The sequence below is a fragment of the Paraburkholderia sp. GAS42 genome (assembly GCF_050436565.1).
GTDB lineage: Bacteria > Pseudomonadota > Gammaproteobacteria > Burkholderiales > Burkholderiaceae > Paraburkholderia.
The window spans coordinates 107,092-124,045 of record NZ_JBNDML010000012.1; the positions used below are offsets into that span (position 1 = coordinate 107,092).

Below are 16,954 nucleotides of genomic sequence, written 5' to 3' on the forward strand. Positions count from 1 at the left end.
AACCTGAGTGATCAAGGATACAGTCCGCGCATTTCACGCGCCTGAAGGATGCGCTTACAGGCAACGATAAACGCAGCCGTACGCACCGAGACGTTCTGTTCGCTCGACACCTGCCATACCGCCGCAAATGCTTCACGCATCACACGTTCGAGACGCTGGTTGATCTCGTCTTCGGTCCAGAAGAAGCTCGAGAAATCCTGCACCCATTCGAAATATGACACTGTTACGCCGCCCGCATTCGCCACCACATCGGGAATCACGAGAATGCCCTTGTCATGCAGAATGTCATCGGCCGCCGTGGTGGTCGGGCCGTTCGCACCTTCCACGATGATCTTCGTGCGAATCTTCGATGCGTTCTTTTCGGTGATCTGGTTTTCCAGCGCGGCCGGGATGAGGATGTCCGACTCGATCCCCCAGAAGTCTTCGTTCGCGATGGTGTCGGCTTCCGGGAAACCGCCGACGCCGCCCGTCTTCGCGACGTGTTCCAGCAGCGCGCCTGCGTCGATACCTGATGACCTGTACAGCGTGCCGGTGTGATCCTGCACCGCGACAATCTTCGCGCCTGCTTCCTGGAAGAGGCGCGCCGCAATGCCGCCGACGTTGCCGAAACCCTGCACTGCAATGCGCGCGCCTTCGATGTCGAAGCCGATACGACGCGCCGCTTCGCAACCGACGACGAACACGCCGCGCCCCGTCGCTTCACGACGGCCGAGCGAACCGCCGAGCGTGATCGGCTTGCCGGTCACGACGCCAGTGGCTGTCTGCCCCTGGTTCATCGAGTACGTGTCCATCATCCACGCCATGATCTGCTCGTTCGTGTTCACGTCCGGCGCGGGGATGTCGGTATTCGGTCCGATGATGATGCCGATTTCGCTCGTGTAGCGGCGCGTTATGCGCTCCAGTTCACCACGCGACAGCGTGCGCGGATCGACGCGGATACCCCCTTTCGCGCCGCCGTACGGCACGTTGACGGCCGCATTCTTGACCGACATCCATGCCGACAGCGCCATCACTTCCGAGAGCGTTACGTCCTGGTGATAACGCACGCCGCCCTTGCCCGGACCACGCGACACGTTGTGCTGCACGCGATAGCCTTCGAAGTGCGCGACCGTACCGTTATCGAGTTCGATAGGCACATCGACGATCAGAATGCGCTTCGGGCGCTTCAGCGTTTCGAGCCAGCGTGACAGGGAACCGAGGTAAGGCGCGACGCGATCGACCTGACGAAGATAGTTGCCCCAGGGGCCGAGGTCGTCGCTGTGAAGGTAGGACGGGATATGCTGCAAGGTTGATGCGGACTGCGCTTGCGATGACATGAACGCTCCGGCGTTGATCGAATGACGCCATTGTCGAAAAAGGGCGTCCCGAAATCCAATGCCGTTTGATCATTGCGTTATGTTTTTCTTGCATAACGTCAAAAATCTGAAAAAGACTGTCGCATTTCGTGTAGATATCGGCCGTGTCATGCCGTGTCGTGGGCCAGCTCGGCAGTCACCACATCCCATAGCTGACGCACCAGTACCTGACGCGGATCGTCGCCTTGCGCCGCGAGCTTGTCGCGATAGAGACGGATCTCCATCGTCAGCGAGAACTGTCCTTGCACGACGCCACGCGACGCGCGATCGAGGCGGATCAGATGGCCTTCTGCGACGGCATCTTCGACGGCGCTATGCGGCAGGAAGGCCAGACCATGTCCGGCGAGCGCCATTGCTTTCAACCCTTCGGCCATGTCCGTCTCATACACACGATCCAGATACAGACGCGCGGGCGCATTGGCGACGATCACTTCCGTCATGCGACCAAGGTAAGCGTTGGGTGTGTACGAGAGATAGGGCGCGGGTGCTTCGGGCGTGCCCGGCAACGTGTGACGCGGCCGTCCGGCGCGGCCTGGCGCCGAGTACGGGCTGATCTCCTCGACGCCCAGTATGAGCATGTCGTAACGCGCGGGATCGAGCGCGACCGGATGGCTTGGATGGTGATAACCCATCACCAGATCGCAGCCGCCCTCGACGAGCGAAAGCACCGCGTCATGCACGTTCAGCGCGCGCAGACGCGTGTGGATCGGGCCCAGCTGCGCCTCGATGCGCTGCAGCCAGCGCGGAAAATACGTAAGCGACAACGTGTGCGGTACGGCGAATTCGATCGTCGCGGCGGGTGTCGCCGTGTGGCCGCGCAGCAGCGTGCGCGCTTCGTGAAACTGCGAGAGCATCGCGAGCGCCTGCTCGTAAAACACCTGGCCCGCGGACGTGAGACGCGTCGGGTAAACCGAACGGTCGATCAGTTCTGTGCCGAGCCACGCTTCAAGCGCCTGGATCCGGCGCGAGAAGGCGGGCTGCGTGACGTGCCGCAGTTCAGCCGAGCGGCTGAAACTGCGGGTTTCCGCGAGCGAAACGAAGTCTTCGAGCCATTTCAGTTCCATGCGAACCCTGTCGTTACGCAGCAAAAGGAGAAGTCAGCATTCTAGCGGCGCGGGGCCGTGGATGCGCCAGTCCATGGCGCGCAGCAGCGTGCGCAGGGGGTCTGCGGGCCGGTGCGGCCGCCAGTGGTAAAATTCCGGGTTCTTCCGGTTTCTGATCCTCACCTTCCGTCCCCGCCTCCATCATGTCCGATACCCGTCCCGATACCCTCTTCGCGCTGACCGCCCTCTCTCCGCTCGACGGCCGCTACGCCGCGAAAACCGAAGCCCTGCGCGACTGGCTTTCGGAAGCCGCGTTCATGCGTCATCGCGTGATGGTCGAAATTCACTGGCTGATCGCGCTCTCGCGCGCCGGTTTCGCTGAAGTGCCGCGCTTCTCCGACGCGTCAGAGCAGTTCCTGCTGCAACTCGTCGAGCACTTCACCGCGCACGACGCCGCGCGCATCAAGGAAATCGAGCGCGTGACGAATCACGACGTGAAAGCCGTCGAATACTGGCTGAAGGAATCGGTGAAGGGTCAGCCGGAGCTGGAGCGCGCGAGCGAGTTCATCCACTTCGCGTGTACGTCGGAAGACATCAACAACACGTCGCACGGCCTGATGCTTGCCGGTGCGCGTGAACACGTGATCCTGCCGGCGCTGCGTTCGGTGCATCAACGCCTCGTTGCGCTGGCGCACGCGCAGGCCGGACAGCCGATGCTGTCGCGCACGCACGGCCAGCCCGCCAGCCCGACGACGCTCGGCAAGGAAATCGCCAACGTTGCCGCGCGTCTGGAACGCGCGATCGAGCGCGTCGCGAAAGTCGAACTGCTCGGCAAGATGAATGGCGCGGTCGGCAACTTCAATGCGCATCTGTCGGCGTATCCGGAATTCGACTGGGAAGCGTTTTCGCGTGAAGTCGTCGAGCAGCGTCTGAAGCTCACGTTCAATCCGTACACGATCCAGATCGAACCGCACGACTACATGGCTGAACTGTTCGACGCGGTGTCGCGCGCGAACATCATCCTGCTCGACCTCGATCGCGATGTGTGGGGCTACATCTCGGTTGGCTACTTCAAGCAACGCACGAAGGCCGGCGAAATCGGTTCGTCGACGATGCCGCACAAGGTCAATCCGATCGACTTCGAAAACTCGGAAGGCAACCTTGGTCTGGCCAACGCCACGCTGCGCCACCTGGCAGACAAGCTGCCGGTTTCGCGCTGGCAACGTGACCTGACCGACTCGACGGTGTTGCGCAATATCGGCGTCGCGTTCGGTTACTCGCTGCTCGCGTATGACTCGCTGATTCGCGGTCTCGACAAGCTCGAAGTGAACGCAGTGCGTCTGAACGAAGACCTCGACAACTGCTGGGAAGTGCTGGCCGAGCCGGTGCAGACCGTGATGCGCCGTTATGGCATCGAGAACCCGTATGAGCAGTTGAAGGAACTGACGCGTGGCAAGGGCATCACGCGTGAAGGGCTGCAGACGTTTATCGGTGGTCTCGCGATTCCGGCCGATGCGAAGGAACGGTTGCTGGCGATGACGCCTGCTTCGTATGTCGGCAAGGCGGTCGAGCTGGCGAAGCGGATCAGGTAAGGTCGCTTTTCAGGTCACTGCGGCACAAAAAAAGGCGCTCCAGGGAGCGCCTTTTTCACATCCAGCGCGCCTCAAACCTCAACGCGCCTTCACCTGCTTCAACACCTCATCGACGATCTGTTCCGGCGTCAGTTCGATGCTCACCGTAATCGCCTCCTCCGCGCCCGGCTCCTCGAGCGTATCAAGCTGGCTCTGCAGCAGCGACGGATCGAAGAAGTGCCCGGTACGCGTCTGCAAGCGCTCCTCGAGCACTTCCCGCGAGCCCTTCAGGTAAACGAAACACACGTCCTTGTCACCGTCGCGCAAGATGTCGCGATACGAGCGCTTCAATGACGAACACGTGAACACCGCGTCGATACCCGCGCGCTGCTCCTTTTCGATCGCCGCGCGAATTGTGCGCAGCCACGGCCAGCGGTCTTCGTCGGTCAACGGGATGCCGTGATGCATCTTCTCCTTGTTGGCTTCGCTGTGAAACGCGTCGCCGTCCGTGAAGTCGCAGTGCAGGCGTTCGGCGAGCATCTCGCCGATCCGCGTCTTGCCGGCGCCCGATACACCCATCGCGATCAGAATCATCAAAAACTCCTTTCTTACAGTACTGCCGCCAGCGCGAACGTCAAACCGAGACCCATCACCGAGATGATGGTTTCGCACAGCGACCACGTCTTGAACGTCTGGCCCACCGTCATGCCGAAATATTCCTTGATCAGCCAGAAACCGCCGTCGTTCACGTGCGAAAAAATCAGCGAACCCGAACCGGTCGCGAGCACGAGCAGTTCCGGCTTCACCTGCACGCCGGACGCCGCCGCGATCGGCGCGACGATGCCGCAAGCGGTTGTCATCGCAACCGTCGCCGAACCCGTCGCGAGACGGATCAACGCCGCGACGAACCAGCCGAACAGCAGCGGCGACAGATGCGCCGCAGTCGCCGTCGCGACGATCTCCTTCGAGATGCCGCTGTCCATCAGCACGCGGCCGAAGCCACCGCCCGCGCCGACGATCAGCGTGATGCCCGCGATCGGCGCCAGACAGTCGCCGCAGAACTTCTGGATCTGTTCACGATTGAAGCCGCGTCGCGCGCCGAAGGTCCAGAAGCTGACCAGTACCGCAATCAGCAGCGCGACATCCGACGTACCGATGAATCTCAGAAGGTCGTTCGGCACGGTCTTCGGCGCAAATACCAGATCGGCCCAACTGCCGACGAGCATCAGGATCACCGGCAACAGGATCGTGAAAAGCGTAGTGCCGAAGCTAGGCAATTCGCGCTTCGCGCCTTCCATATGCGACTCGATGAACTGCGCAGCCAGTGGATTGTTTTCCGGCAGCTTGACGTAGCGATGAATCAGCAGCGCAAACAACGGACCCGCGACAATCGCCGTCGGCACGCCGACGATCAGGCCGTACGCGATCGTCTTGCCGATGTCGGCGTGATACGCCTGCACGGCGAGGAGCGCAGCCGGATGCGGTGGAATCAGTCCGTGCACAACCGACAGACCTGCGACCATCGGCAGGCCGATCAGCAGCAGCGATTTGCCCGTGCGCTTTGCGACGTTGAACGCGATCGGAATCAGCAGCACGAAGCCGACTTCGAAGAACACCGGTAAGCCGACGATAATCGCGACGAACATCATCGCCCAGTGAATGTTCTTCTCGCCGAATTTATCGATCAACGTGGTTGCGATGCGTTCGGCGCCGCCCGACTCCGCCATCATCTTGCCGAGCATCGTACCGAGGCCAACGACGATCGCGATGTGCCCGAGCGTATTGCCGTTGCCGGTTTCGAACGACTTGACGATCGTGCTCATCGGCATGCCGACTGCGAGGCCAAGCAGCAACGAAACGATGATCAGGACGAGAAACGGATAGACCTTGAAGCGCGTGATCATCAGGATCAGCGCCGCGATGGCGATCAGCGCGTAAATCAGCAGCGTGCTGCCGTGGACAGCTTCCATGAAGCTCCTCCCTGTTGTTTATTCGAATGGATGCATCATGCCGCTGGCACCCGGGTGGTTAGCCGGACACGGCGCCGGTCGAGCCGACGGTCCGCGCGGACGCTGAATTCTACTGTCAGTTGAGGTTGTGTGTAATGGACTGTAGTAGATGACGCGCGCGACAGGAGATCCTGACGCAATAAAGAAGCCTCGCTGATGCGGCCGTGAGGTCGACTAGCGAGGCTTTCTTCAGTAAAACCCGCGTTCGCGTATGGCGTATGGGTCATCACGGCGCGCGATGGTGCGCTGCGGCGAGCGGCGCGATATCAGACCGGCACGCGCCGCGCGGCACGCCGCCCGCCCATCAACTCAATGCGCAGGCGCTGCCAGCTGGCTTGCTGCACGTGCAAGGCGCGTGACTTCGTCCCAGTTCTGCGCAGCCAGCGCCGACTTCGGCGTAAGCCACGAACCGCCCACGCAGACCACGTTCGGCAGCGACAGGAAATGCGTCGCGGTTTCCGCGGTGATGCCACCCGTCGGGCAGAACTTCAGCGTGGGGAACGGGCCGCTGAACGCCTGCAGCATCGGCACGCCACCGGCCTGCTGTGCCGGGAAGAACTTGACGATCTCATAGCCGAGTTCGAGCGCGACGATGATGTCGGTCGGCGTCATCACGCCCGGCAGCAGCGGCAGACCGGCATCCTGCGCGGCCTGGTGCATCTCTTTCGTCAGACCCGGCGACACGCCGAACGTCGCGCCCGCTTTCTTCGCCTGCGCGCACTGCGCCGGCCGCGTAATCGTGCCGACGCCGACGACGATGTCCTCAGCAAGCTGGCTCGCGCGCTCGATTGCCTTCAGGCCGGCTTCCGTACGCAGCGTGATCTCGAGCACCTTGACGCCGCCCGCGTGCAGCGCACGCGATACGTTCTCGCCCTGTTCGACCGAGTCGAAGGCCAGAACCGGAATGACCGGGCCAAGGCGGACGATTTCGCTAACTGTCTTTTGCGTCATGTTCAGACTCCCTGTTTCTGCAACTCGTGACTGAAATGAAGTTCGCCGACCATCGGACCGAACACCGATGCGCCGTGTTCCGCCGGCGCCGCCGAAGCACGGAAGACGCCGAACAGTTCGCGGCCAAAGCCGACTTCGTTTTCCGCCTGATGCGCCGGCTGCGCGACCGCGCGCGCGGCCCATTCCGCTGCGTCGATCTCGATGTCGAGCAGACCCGCTTCCGCGTCGATGACGATTGTGTCGCCCGTCTGCACCTTGCCGATCGGCCCTTGCAGCAGCGCTTCCGGCGAAATGTGAATGACGGCCGGCACCTTGCCCGACGCACCGGACATCCGTCCATCGGTAACGAGCGCGACGTGGAAACCCTGATCCTGCAACACGCCGAGCAGTGGCGTCAAACGATGCAGTTCGGGCATGCCGTTTGCCCGCGCGCCCTGGAAGCGCACGACGGCAACGAAGTCGCGTTTCAGTTCACCCCGGTCGAACGCTTCCTGCACGGCTTCCTGCGAATCGAACACGATTGCCGGGGCCTTCACCTTGCGATGCTGCGCTGCAACCGCGGAAATCTTGATGACGCCGCGACCGAGCTTGCCTTGCATCAGACGCAGGCCGCCGTCCGGCTGGAACGGTTCCTTGATGCTACGCAGCACCTTTGTGTCGAGGCTATCCACAGCGCCCGGCCCCCACATCAGCTTGCCGTCGATCAGCTTCGGCTCTTCGGTGTAGTGCGACAGGCCGCGGCCCGCCACCGTGTTCACGTCTTCATGCAGCAAGCCGCCTTCGAGCAGATTGCGGATCAGGAACGCCATACCGCCGGCCGCGTGATAGTGGTTCACGTCGGCCTTGCCGTTCGGGTAGACCTTCGCGAGGAGCGGCACCGCCTGCGACAGTGTGTCGAAGTCGTCCCAGTCGATCACGATGCCAGCGGCACGCGCGATTGCGACCAGATGCAGCGTGTGGTTCGTCGAACCGCCCGTTGCCAGCAGACCGACGATGCCGTTGACGATCGCCTTCTCATCGATCACATGGCCGATCGGCGTGTAGTTGCCGCGCTCGGCCGTCAGGTCGAGCACGCGGCGCGCGGCCTGCGCGGTGAGCGCGTCGCGCAGCGGCGTGTGCGGATGCACGAACGCTGAACCCGGCAGATGCAGGCCCATCACTTCCATCAGCATCTGGTTGCTGTTGGCTGTGCCGTAGAACGTGCAGGTGCCGTGGCCGTGATACGCAGCGGCTTCGGCTTCGAGCAGCGCGTCGCGGCCCACTTCGCCGCACGCGAACCGCTGGCGGATCTTCGCCTTGTCGTCGTTCGACAGCCCACTTGTCATCGGGCCGGCCGGCACGAAGATCGTCGGCAGATGGCCGAACTGGAGTGCACCGATCAACAGGCCCGGCACGATCTTGTCGCACACGCCAAGACACAGCGCCGCGTCGAACATGTTGTGCGTGAGCGCGACGGCCGTGCTCATTGCGATCACTTCGCGCGAAAACAGCGACAGCTCCATGCCCGCGTTACCTTGCGTCACGCCATCGCACATGGCCGGCACACCGCCCGCAAATTGCGCGACGCCGCCGTTTTCGCGCGCGGCCGCCTTGATGATGTCGGGGAAATTCCTGTACGGCGCGTGCGCCGACAGCATCTCGTTGTACGAAGACACGATGCCGATGTTCGGCTCGCGGATCGTCTTGATAGCAAGTTTCTCGTTACCTTCAAGGCCAGCGAAGCCGTGAGCGAGGTTCGCGCACGACAGCGCGCCGCGCGCCGGAAACTTGCCCTGCGCGTGGTCGATGCGCGCCAGATAGGCGTCACGGCTGGGCCTGCTGCGGTCGATCACGCGCTGCGTGACCTTCGTCAATTGCGGATGCGGGGAAACCATCGAAGCTCCTTCGTCGCTGGCTGGGCGGGACACGCGCACACGGCGCCAGATTTGATAAACGCGGGGGACGGCTTTCGCAGCCGACAATGCGATGTTAGTAGAAAAACTACATCACCGCAACGTTCTGCCACCTGACATCACAGGGTACCCAGATCGGCCTGAGAGCCTTTCCATGCGGCGCTTAAGACAAAATCCCCCCAAACCCAGGGATTACACCTACACTAGGTTATGTAGTTTTTGTACATATCTGCGTGATCGGCTATAGTCCACGCATTCTTCAGCATAGTGCGAGTTTTCCGATGATGCTGTCCCAGGTGGAAGCGATGCGCGACCAGCTGCGTCCGTCCGAGCGCAAGCTGGCCGATTACGTGATCGAGGCGCCGCGCGAGGTGCTCGATCTGTCAATGACGGAAGTCGCGGCGCGCGCGGGCGTGAGCCAGCCGACCATCGCGCGGTTCTGTCACGCGCTCGGCTTTTCAGGTTTCAGGGAGTTCAAGATCCGGCTGGCGCAGGGCATCGCGGCCGAGGTGCCTGCCGTCTATCGCGACGTGCGCCCGGACGAGCCCGCGCCGGGCGTCGCCGCCAAGGTGCTCGACCGGACGATTGGCGCGTTGATCCAGGTGCGCAACAACCTGTCTTCGGATAGCGTCGCTTCGGCGATCGCGCTGCTCGCCGACGCGCGACGCATCGAGTTCTACGGCGCGGGTGGCTCGGGCATCGCGGCGCTCGATGTGCAACACAAGTTCTTTCGCCTCGGCATGCCGAACGTCGCGTATTCGGATCCGCATACGTTTCTGATGTCGGCGGCACTGCTGGGCAAGGGCGATGTAGTCGTCGCGATTTCGAACACCGGGCGCACGCGCGATATCGTCGACGCGGCGAAGTCAGCGCTTGCCGCGGGCGCGAAGGTGATCGCGATCACGCACGGCAATTCGCCGCTCGCGCGCCTCGCCACAGTCGGGCTCTACGCGAACGTCGATGAAGACACGGATATCTTTTCGCCGATGACGTCGCGCGTCTCGCATCTCGCGATCGGCGACATTCTGGCAGTGGGTGTAGCGCTCAGGCTCGGGCCGGAACTGCTCGGCAAGCTGGCCGAGGCGAAGGATGTGTTGCGGCGGCGTCGGATTGAAGACACACCGGCCGTCGCCGGCACGGAAAAGCCGGCGACTGACGGGACGAAAAGCGGGACGAAAAGCGGGACAAAAAGCGGGACAAAATGCGGGACGAAGAACGAAACGAAGCGCTGATCAGAACGGTTTGATGACCACGAGCGCGACAGCGGCGAGCATGCCGAGTACCGGGAGTTCGTTGAACATCCGGTACCACTTGTCTGACCGCTTGTTCTCGCCACGCTCGAACGTGCGCAGCAGCACGCCGCAATACACGTGATACACGATCAGCAGCACGACCACGCCAACCTTCGCGTGAATCCAGCCCTGTCCGCTGCCGATGCCGACCGCGAGCCACAGCCACAACCCGCACGCCAGCGCCGGCACCGCGATAATCGACATGAAGCGGAACAGCTTGCGCGCCATGATCAGGAGGCGCTTCACCGCGGCGGGCTCCGTCTCCATCGCCAGATTCACGAAGATGCGCGGCAGATAAAACAGTCCGGCAAACCAGGAAGCAATCAGTACGATGTGAAACGTTTTCACCCAGAGCATCGGCGGTCCTCGTGCGGCTTGTTGATCTTGTTCGGCTCAAACGAAGGCAGTTACTGACGCCCTTCCCCGTGTCCCAGCACGATGTACTTCATCGACGTCAGCCCTTCCAGGCCAACCGGTCCGCGTGCGTGCAGCTTGTCGTTCGAGATGCCGATTTCCGCGCCGAGACCGAATTCGAAGCCGTCCGCGAAACGCGTCGACGCGTTGACCATCACGCTCGCCGAATCGACTTCGCGCAGGAAACGCATCGCGCGATCGTGATCTTCGGTGACGATCGCGTCCGTGTGTGCCGAACTGTACGTATTGATGTGCTCGATGCCCGCATCGATGCCGTCGACGATCTTGATCGCCAGCACCGGCGCCAGATATTCGGTGCACCAGTCTTCTTCCGTCGCGTCGACGAGCGGACCGACGCCCGCCGCTTCGAGCACTGCGCGCGCCGCCGGATCGACGCGCAGTTCGACTTCCTTGCCGCGATACAGCTTGCCCAGCGGCGGCAACGCTTCGTTCGCGATACCCCGCGCCACCAGCAGCGTTTCCATCGTGTTGCACGTGCCGTAGCGATGCGTCTTCGCGTTATCGCAGACGGTCAGCACCTTCGTGAGATCCGCACGATCGTCGACGTACACATGGCAGATGCCGTCGAGATGCTTGATCATCGGCACGCGCGCGTCTTCCATCAGACGCGCGATCAGGCTCTTGCCGCCGCGCGGCACGATCACATCGACGTATTCCGTCATGGTGATCAACACGCCGACCGCGGCGCGATCCGACGTTCCGACAACCTGCACCGCGTCCTGCGGCAGACCGGCCGCTTCGAGCCCTTCGCCGATCAGCTTCGCCAGCGCCGTGTTGCATTCGAGCGCTTCGGAACCGCCGCGCAGGATCGTGGCGTTGCCCGACTTCAGGCACAGCGCGGCAGCGTCGATCGTCACGTTCGGACGCGATTCATAGATGATGCCGATCACGCCGAGCGGCACGCGCATCTGTCCGACCTGAATGCCGCTCGGACGATACTTGAGATTACTGATCTCACCGATCGGGTCCGGCAGCGCGGCGACCTGGCGCAAGCCTTCGACCATCGTCTTCAGCGCCTTGTCGGAGAGCGTCAGACGGTCGATGAACGCGGCGTCGTGGCCTTTCTCGCGCGCCTTCGCGACATCGCGTGCGTTCGCTGCTTTCAGCGTCGCTGCGTCGCGCTCGATGGCATTCGCCACGGCTTCCAGCGCGGCGTTCTTCGCAGCCGTCGAGGCGCGCGCCATCGCACGCGAAGCGTGTCGAGCGCGGCGGCCGAGGTCGGTCATGTACTGGGTGATGTCCATCGTATTTCTCGTAATGTCGCGCCTGATTCACGCGCGGCGCGCAGGCAGGAACAGCAGGATTAGCGAAAGAGATGCGTCGATTGTAAGTCGGGGACGGCGGGTTTGCTGGCGGCCCATCCGTCTCCGGACATCGGGCGGGATCAGCGTGGCCGGTATGCCGGCCGGCCTGGCGGTGGCGCGACGGGCGTGACCCCAGTACCCGGCGCGGCTTTCGCTGGCGAAGCGACCGTCATCGCCAGTTCGAACAGACCGCTCCACGGATCAGGCGGCGGGTCATGGCGATGATTGCCCGGCGTGCCGCCGGACAGGCCTTTCACCTGACGATCGAGACGCGCCGCCAGCGCCAGCCCCTTTTCGAGCGCCGCCTCGCTGACACGCGACAGCGCCGGCCCGACGAGCCGCTCACGCGGGCCCCACACGCGATTCTCACGCAGCAGGATCGCGAGCGGCTTGCCGGCCGCCACGCCGCGCTTGATGCGCAAGAGCGTGCGCACCTCTTCGACGACCGCCCACAGCACGAGCACGGCTGCCTCGCCTTCGCCACGCAGCCCGTCCAGCATGCGCGACAGCCGGCTGACGTCGCCCGCGAGCATCGCTTCGTTCAGCTTGAACACGTCATAACGCGCGACGTTCAGAACCGCATCGTGGATCTGCTCGAAGCTCAACACACCTTGCGGATACAGCAGACCGAGCTTCTGGATTTCCTGATGCGCCGCGAGCAGATTGCCTTCGACACGCTCAGCCATAAACTGCAACGCGCGCCGCCCTTCCTCGCCCGCCGCAACACGCTGACCCTGCTGCGCAAGCCGCTGCCCAACCCATGCGGGCAACTGCGCACGCTCAACCGGATCGATCTTCAGCGCGACGCCGGCATCGGCCAGCGCGGTGAACCATGCCGACTTCTGCGTGGCCGCATCGAGGCGCGGCAACGTCACCAGCGTGAGCACATCGGGATTCACCGCGGCAACGAGCGTCTTCAGTGCGTCCGCGCCTTCCTTGCCCGGCTTGCCCGACGGAATGCGCAACTCGACCAGTTGACGGTCGCCGAACAGCGACATCGACTGGCTCGCGCCCAGCAGCGAACTCCAGTCGAAACCACGCTCGACGGTGAACACCGAGCGATCGGTGAATCCTGCTGCACGCGCCGTCGCGCGAATGCGGTCGCACGCTTCCTGCGCGAGCAGATGCTCGTCGCCATACACGACGTACAGGCCAGCGAGGCCTTTCGCGAGATGCGGTTCGAGCGCGTCAAGTCGCAGTTGCATGGCTAACGGCACACAGGGTGAGAGCGGAACACAGCGCGGATCACAATGCGGATCACAGCGGCGGCGGCGGCAACGGTGCGCGCGGCGCGACCGCTGGCACTTCCTGGCCCGGCGCCGGATGCAGCGAGCGGACGATCGCCAGACGACGGGTCAACTGGTCGACCGCATCGTTCTGCATGTCGGAATACAGGATGTCGGCTTCCGCGCCCTTCGCCTGCGAGAACTGGTCGCTATAGGTCATTGCGCGGTTCAGCGCGATCGAACTCGGCGGAATCAGCAGCGTGCCGTCGGCGCCGACGAGCGTGTAGTTCAGCGAGTAATTCAGTTGATACTCTTCGACGACACCCACCGAGTTCAGCGTCAGCACGCTGGCGCCGCGTCCTTCGGACATCCGCAGCACGGCATCGGCATTGGTCGGCACATTGACGACCACGGTGTCGCTTCCGCCTTCGACCATCCGGGTCAGCCGCGCGGTGACCGCTGCCGGCGCGCCCGTAATGTTGAGACGCTTGAATGCGTAGTTCTGCTGGCCGCGCAGCTGGAAGCCGCATGCGGACAACATCATCACACCACACGCGAGCGTCAAGAACGATCTGCGAGTCACATTGGCTCCCTGAATACCCAGCGACGAACAGGGCTGGCTTTCACGCGATGTGCCGGCATCCTGTCCATCCTGCTGCTTCCGTTAAACGACGACGTTGATGAGACGACCCGGCACGACGACGATCTTCTTCGGCGGCTTGCCTTCGCCGAATTTCGCGACCATCTCGTGCGCGAGCGCCGCCTGTTCGATGGCTTCGCGCGTCGCCTCTTTCGCGACCGTCAGCGCGCCGCGCACCTTGCCGTTCACCTGCAGCACGAGTTCGATCTCCGACTGCTCCAGTGCCTGTTCGTCGACCTTCGGCCACGGCGCATCGAGCAGCGAGCCGGCTTCGTCTGCGTAGCCAAGTTCCTGCCACAGCTGGAACGTCGCATGCGGCACGACCGGATACAGCACGCGCAGCAGCACGCCGTACGTTTCACGCAGCACGGCGGGCGTCGCACCCCTGGCGCTTTCAATGGCGTTCAGCATCTTCATCGCCGCCGACACCACCGTGTTGTACTGCAGACGCTGGTAATCGTAGTCCGCCTGCTTCAGCACGCTGTAGATCTCGCGACGCAGCACCTTGTCGGTGTCGGAGAGCTTTGCGGCATCGAACGATGCGCGTTGAGCCAGCGCCGTTTCGTTTGCCTGACCGAATGTCCACAGACGACGCAGGAAGCGGCTCGCGCCCTCGACGCCCGAACCCGACCACTCCAGCTGCTGCTCGGGCGGCGCCGCGAACATCACGAAGAGGCGCGCGGTGTCAGCACCATACTGGTCGATCAGCACCTGCGGATCGACGCCGTTGTTCTTCGACTTCGACATCTTCTCCACGCCGCCCAGCACGACCGGCTGACCGTCCGCGATCAGGACTGCGCCCACCGGACGACCCTTGTCGTCATACGTGACGGTGACGTCGGCCGGGTTGTACCAGGTCTTCTTGCCTGCATCGCTTTCGCGATAGTAGGTTTCGTTGAGCACCATGCCCTGCGTAAGCAGGTTCTTCGCCGGTTCGCCGAACTTCACGAGACCCATGTCGCGCATGACCTTCGCCCAGAAACGCGAGTACAAGAGGTGAAGAATCGCGTGCTCGATGCCGCCGATGTACTGGTCCATCGGCATCCAGTAATCGGTGCGCTCGTCGACCATCGTCTTCGCGTCCGGCGCGGCGTAGCGGTAGAAGTACCACGACGAATCGACGAAGGTGTCCATCGTGTCGGTTTCACGCTTCGCGGCCGCGCCGCACGTCGGACACGTGCAGTTCACGAACGCTTCGGACTTCGCGAGCGGATTGCCCGTGCCGTCCGGCACGAGGTCTTCCGGCAGCACAACAGGCAGATCCTTTTCCGGCACCGGCACGTCGCCGCAGCTCGGGCAATGGATGATCGGAATCGGCGTGCCCCAGTAACGCTGACGCGAAATGCCCCAGTCGCGCAGACGCCACGTGATCTGCTTGTCGCCGAGATCGAGCGCTTTCAGGTCGACGGCGATTGCATCGACGGCAGCCGCATAGCCGAGGCCGTTGTACTTGCCGCTGTTCGCGCACACAACGCCTTCCTTGTCGCCGTACCATTCCTGCCAGGCGTCGGTCGAGAACGTCTTGCCTTCGGCTGCGATGACCTGCCGGATCGGCAGACCGTATTTCTTCGCGAACGCGAAGTCGCGCTCGTCGTGCGCCGGCACGCCCATCACCGCGCCTTCGCCGTAGGTCATCAGCACATAGTTGCCGATCCACACTTCGACCTTTTCCTGCGTCAGCGGATGCGTGACGAAGAAGCCAGTCGGCATGCCCTTCTTTTCCATCGTCGCGACGTCGGCTTCGGCGACGCCGCCGCGCTTGCATTCCTCGATGAACGCCTGCAGTTCCGGCTTGCCCTGCGCGAGACGCGTCGCGAGCGGGTGCTCAGCGGCCACCGCGCAGAACGTGACGCCCATGATCGTGTCGGCGCGCGTCGTGAAGACGCGCAGCAGCTTCGCTTCGCCGTCGATCTCATACGGGAAGCCGAAGTTCACGCCGAAGCTCTTGCCGATCCAGTTCTGCTGCATCACCTTCACGCGCTCGGGCCAGCCGAGGCCTTCGAGGTCGCTCAGCAGTTCATCCGCGTACTGCGTGATGCGCATGTAGTACATCGGGATTTCGCGCTTTTCGACAAGCGCGCCCGAACGCCAGCCGCGACCGTCGATCACCTGCTCGTTCGCGAGCACGGTCTGGTCGATCGGGTCCCAGTTCACCGTGCCGGTCTTCTTGTACGCGATACCCTTTTCGAGCATCTTCAGGAAGAGCCACTGGTTCCACTTGTAGTAATCCGGGCTGCAGGTTGCGACTTCGCGCGACCAGTCGATGGCGAGACCCATCGACTGCATCTGCTTCTTCATGTACTCGATGTTGTCGTACGTCCACTTTGCCGGCGGCACGTTGTTCGCGATCGCCGCGTTTTCCGCGGGCATGCCGAATGCGTCCCAACCCATCGGCATCAGCGTGTTGTAGCCGTTCATCCGCAGATAGCGGTACATCACGTCGTTGATCGTGTAGTTGCGCACGTGACCCATGTGCAGCTTGCCCGACGGATACGGCAGCATCGAGACGCAGTAGAACTTGGGTTTGTCGCTGACTTCCGTCGTCTTGTAGGCGTCGATGGCGCGCCATTGCCCTTGCGCGGCGGATTCGACGTCGGAGGGAACGTATTTTTCGTGCATGGTGTGGTGGAGTCGCTGGTTCGGTGCTTCCGCACCGGGCCGGGTGCTTTGCTTGATGGAATCGGTCGCCCCCTCGCGGGGGAAAGGGCTGATTATACCGTCCGGCGGCGGTCTGGCCGGGGCGGCGGCGGTGTGATTTGCGGCGGGTTGCGGCGACGGCGCGTCTTAAGGCCTGCCCGCCGCAGCCGGCGGCGGATCGGTCACAAAGCCAATCCGCTCGAGCCCGGCCTGCTGCGCGGCACCCATCACCTGGGCAATCGTTTCATAGCGCGTCGAACGCTCGGCGCGCAGATGGATTTCGGGCTGGTCAGAACGTTTGCCTTCATCGGCGAATCGTGCGCGCAACTGGTCAAGCGTGATGGGCGTGCTGTCCCAGTAGAGCCTGCCGGCGGCATCGATGGAAAGGGAAATCGTCTGCGGCGTCTGACGCGACGGCGCCGACGCCACCTTCGGCAGATCCAGCCTGATCGCGTGCGTGAACAGCGGCGCGGTGATGATGAAAATGACGAGCAGCACGAGCATCACGTCGATCAGCGGCGTCATGTTGATCTCCGCCATCGGTGCGGCCGTCTGCTTCTTTTCGAGCCCGCCGAATGCCATATCGATGACCTCCGCGA

Annotated in this window: 14 protein-coding genes; 2 read left to right on the forward strand and 12 right to left on the reverse strand. The window is 63.0% G+C overall.

What is annotated here, in order from left to right; genetic code table 11:
* Positions 1 to 11: 11 nt before the first annotated feature.
* Both P3T16_RS18930 and P3T16_RS18935 read right to left on the reverse strand, forming a co-directional pair.
* Positions 12 to 1,316, reverse strand: coding sequence for a Glu/Leu/Phe/Val family dehydrogenase (locus P3T16_RS18930; protein WP_429255453.1), 1,305 nt, complete (start codon positions 1,314 to 1,316; stop codon positions 12 to 14).
* A gap of 146 nt (positions 1,317 to 1,462) precedes the next feature.
* A complete protein-coding gene (locus tag P3T16_RS18935; RefSeq protein ID WP_429343421.1) occupies positions 1,463 to 2,419 on the reverse strand; it encodes a LysR family transcriptional regulator in 957 nt (318 codons plus the stop codon).
* A gap of 182 nt (positions 2,420 to 2,601) precedes the next feature.
* On the opposite strand from P3T16_RS18935, the gene purB reads away from it, so the two are divergent.
* Positions 2,602 to 3,990 carry an adenylosuccinate lyase gene (gene purB, locus P3T16_RS18940; protein WP_429343422.1) on the forward strand — a complete coding sequence of 463 codons (1,389 nt, stop codon included), beginning with the start codon at positions 2,602 to 2,604 and terminating at the stop codon, positions 3,988 to 3,990.
* Between the two features lie 78 nt (positions 3,991 to 4,068).
* On the opposite strand, the gene P3T16_RS18945 is transcribed toward purB, so the two are convergent.
* The 4 genes from P3T16_RS18945 to edd form a co-directional block, all read right to left on the reverse strand.
* On the reverse strand, positions 4,069 to 4,563 hold the full coding sequence (locus P3T16_RS18945; protein WP_429255456.1) for a gluconokinase: 495 nt from the start codon (positions 4,561 to 4,563) through the stop codon (positions 4,069 to 4,071).
* A gap of 14 nt (positions 4,564 to 4,577) precedes the next feature.
* On the reverse strand, positions 4,578 to 5,939 hold the full coding sequence (locus P3T16_RS18950; RefSeq protein WP_429343423.1) for a GntP family permease: 1,362 nt from the start codon (positions 5,937 to 5,939) through the stop codon (positions 4,578 to 4,580).
* Between the two features lie 348 nt (positions 5,940 to 6,287).
* Complete coding sequence (eda, locus tag P3T16_RS18955) at positions 6,288 to 6,929, reverse strand: bifunctional 4-hydroxy-2-oxoglutarate aldolase/2-dehydro-3-deoxy-phosphogluconate aldolase (RefSeq protein WP_429343424.1); 642 nt, start codon at positions 6,927 to 6,929, stop codon at positions 6,288 to 6,290.
* Between the two features lie 2 nt (positions 6,930 to 6,931).
* Positions 6,932 to 8,803, reverse strand: a complete 1,872-nt coding sequence (gene edd / locus P3T16_RS18960) for a phosphogluconate dehydratase (RefSeq protein WP_429343425.1) — start codon at positions 8,801 to 8,803, stop codon at positions 6,932 to 6,934.
* Between the two features lie 302 nt (positions 8,804 to 9,105).
* Between edd and P3T16_RS18965 the strand changes: the two genes are divergently transcribed.
* The gene (locus P3T16_RS18965) at positions 9,106 to 10,053 is read left to right on the forward strand and encodes a MurR/RpiR family transcriptional regulator (protein ID WP_429343486.1); all 948 of its coding nucleotides are present in this window, start codon (positions 9,106 to 9,108) and stop codon (positions 10,051 to 10,053) included.
* Here P3T16_RS18965 and P3T16_RS18970 read toward each other — a convergent pair whose 3' ends face one another.
* The 6 genes from P3T16_RS18970 to P3T16_RS18995 all read right to left on the reverse strand — a co-directional run bounded on the left by P3T16_RS18970 (position 10,054) and on the right by P3T16_RS18995 (position 16,937).
* On the reverse strand, positions 10,054 to 10,470 hold the full coding sequence (locus P3T16_RS18970) for a CopD family protein (RefSeq protein WP_429255460.1): 417 nt from the start codon (positions 10,468 to 10,470) through the stop codon (positions 10,054 to 10,056).
* A 50-nt stretch (positions 10,471 to 10,520) separates the two neighbouring features.
* Positions 10,521 to 11,792, reverse strand: a complete 1,272-nt coding sequence (locus tag P3T16_RS18975) for a glutamate-5-semialdehyde dehydrogenase (protein ID WP_429343426.1) — start codon at positions 11,790 to 11,792, stop codon at positions 10,521 to 10,523.
* 140 nt (positions 11,793 to 11,932) lie between these two features.
* The gene (holA, locus tag P3T16_RS18980) at positions 11,933 to 13,057 is read right to left on the reverse strand and encodes a DNA polymerase III subunit delta (RefSeq protein ID WP_429343427.1); all 1,125 of its coding nucleotides are present in this window, start codon (positions 13,055 to 13,057) and stop codon (positions 11,933 to 11,935) included.
* 52 nt (positions 13,058 to 13,109) lie between these two features.
* Positions 13,110 to 13,661 carry an LPS assembly lipoprotein LptE gene (gene lptE / locus P3T16_RS18985; RefSeq protein ID WP_429255463.1) on the reverse strand — a complete coding sequence of 184 codons (552 nt, stop codon included), beginning with the start codon at positions 13,659 to 13,661 and terminating at the stop codon, positions 13,110 to 13,112.
* An 81-nt stretch (positions 13,662 to 13,742) separates the two neighbouring features.
* On the reverse strand, positions 13,743 to 16,337 hold the full coding sequence (leuS, locus tag P3T16_RS18990) for a leucine--tRNA ligase (RefSeq protein WP_429343428.1): 2,595 nt from the start codon (positions 16,335 to 16,337) through the stop codon (positions 13,743 to 13,745).
* A gap of 165 nt (positions 16,338 to 16,502) precedes the next feature.
* Positions 16,503 to 16,937 carry an ExbD/TolR family protein gene (locus tag P3T16_RS18995; RefSeq protein ID WP_429343429.1) on the reverse strand — a complete coding sequence of 145 codons (435 nt, stop codon included), beginning with the start codon at positions 16,935 to 16,937 and terminating at the stop codon, positions 16,503 to 16,505.
* Between the last annotated feature and the right edge of the window lie 17 nt (positions 16,938 to 16,954).

Bases quoted from the DNA above. Each gene is read 5' to 3' on its own strand.
- P3T16_RS18930 (WP_429255453.1), bottom strand. From the start codon at position 1,316: ATGTCATCGCAAGCGCAGTCCGCATCAACCTTGCAGCATATCCCGTCC.
- P3T16_RS18935 (WP_429343421.1), bottom strand. From the start codon at position 2,419: ATGGAACTGAAATGGCTCGAAGACTTCGTTTCGCTCGCGGAAACCCGC.
- purB (WP_429343422.1), top strand. From the start codon at position 2,602: ATGTCCGATACCCGTCCCGATACCCTCTTCGCGCTGACCGCCCTCTCT.
- P3T16_RS18945 (WP_429255456.1), bottom strand. From the start codon at position 4,563: ATGATTCTGATCGCGATGGGTGTATCGGGCGCCGGCAAGACGCGGATC.
- P3T16_RS18950 (WP_429343423.1), bottom strand. From the start codon at position 5,939: ATGGAAGCTGTCCACGGCAGCACGCTGCTGATTTACGCGCTGATCGCC.
- eda (WP_429343424.1), bottom strand. From the start codon at position 6,929: ATGACGCAAAAGACAGTTAGCGAAATCGTCCGCCTTGGCCCGGTCATT.
- edd (WP_429343425.1), bottom strand. From the start codon at position 8,803: ATGGTTTCCCCGCATCCGCAATTGACGAAGGTCACGCAGCGCGTGATC.
- P3T16_RS18965 (WP_429343486.1), top strand. From the start codon at position 9,106: ATGCTGTCCCAGGTGGAAGCGATGCGCGACCAGCTGCGTCCGTCCGAG.
- P3T16_RS18970 (WP_429255460.1), bottom strand. From the start codon at position 10,470: ATGCTCTGGGTGAAAACGTTTCACATCGTACTGATTGCTTCCTGGTTT.
- P3T16_RS18975 (WP_429343426.1), bottom strand. From the start codon at position 11,792: ATGGACATCACCCAGTACATGACCGACCTCGGCCGCCGCGCTCGACAC.
- holA (WP_429343427.1), bottom strand. From the start codon at position 13,057: ATGCAACTGCGACTTGACGCGCTCGAACCGCATCTCGCGAAAGGCCTC.
- leuS (WP_429343428.1), bottom strand. From the start codon at position 16,337: ATGCACGAAAAATACGTTCCCTCCGACGTCGAATCCGCCGCGCAAGGG.
- P3T16_RS18995 (WP_429343429.1), bottom strand. From the start codon at position 16,937: ATGGCATTCGGCGGGCTCGAAAAGAAGCAGACGGCCGCACCGATGGCG.